At 45.8% G+C, this 779-nt stretch carries 1 protein-coding gene; it reads right to left on the reverse strand.

Translation table 11 applies throughout. The features are described 5' to 3' along the window. Window positions 1–740 (reverse strand): glycosyltransferase family 2 protein (locus tag ACLJQD_RS22885; protein WP_017442276.1); only part of this gene is annotated, 740 nt, incomplete at its 3' end. Window positions 741–779: the final 39 nt, after the last annotated feature.

A 779-nucleotide genomic window follows, 5' to 3' on the forward strand; every position in this document is an offset into this window, starting at 1 on the left:
ATCCAGGCACCATACAGGAATGCAACACCTGCGACAGCTAACCCGATATACGTCCAGATGCGGAGAGGGAAAGTTGAGAAGCTGGTAATCCCTTCGAGCGCCAGATTCCATAATTTCCAGCCGTTGAATTTCGAATCACCGGCCACGCGTTCGGCACGGGCATATTTAACAACATCCGTTTTACCGCCAACCCAACTGAGCACCCCCTTCATGAACAAGTTGCGTTCGGGCATTAATTTAATATTTTCGATAACCTCACGGCTCATTAACCGGAAATCACCGACGTTCTCTTCAATTTTCGGATTGCTGATTTTATTGTGCAGCTTATAAAACCATTCAGCTGTCTTACGCTTCATGCGCCCGTCAGTTGAGCGGTCTGAGCGCTTAGCCAGCACCATATCTGCGCCAGCCTGCCACTTCTCAATGAGATGGGGGATAACTTCTATCGGATCCTGTAAATCGACATCAATAGGAATGACCGCATCCCCGGTTGCATGGTCGAGACCCGCGAAAAGAGCAGGTTCTTTACCGAAGTTTCGCGTAAACGAAAGCGGAATAACGAGCGGATCAGATGCAGCTATTTTGTTAATTATTGATTCAGTCGCATCTTTGCTTCCGTCGTTGATGAAAACAATCTCAACTTCATACGGTTTTAGCTCTTCAAACTCGCGAACCGTTTTATAGAAAATAGGTATCGTGGCTTCTTCATTGAAGACCGGAACGACTAACGAGATTTTCATTTCGCATCCCTAAAGACAATGAACTTTGAATAAATGAAT

This window comes from Salmonella sp. SAL04214 (assembly GCF_046550615.1).
GTDB lineage: Bacteria > Pseudomonadota > Gammaproteobacteria > Enterobacterales > Enterobacteriaceae > Salmonella > Salmonella enterica.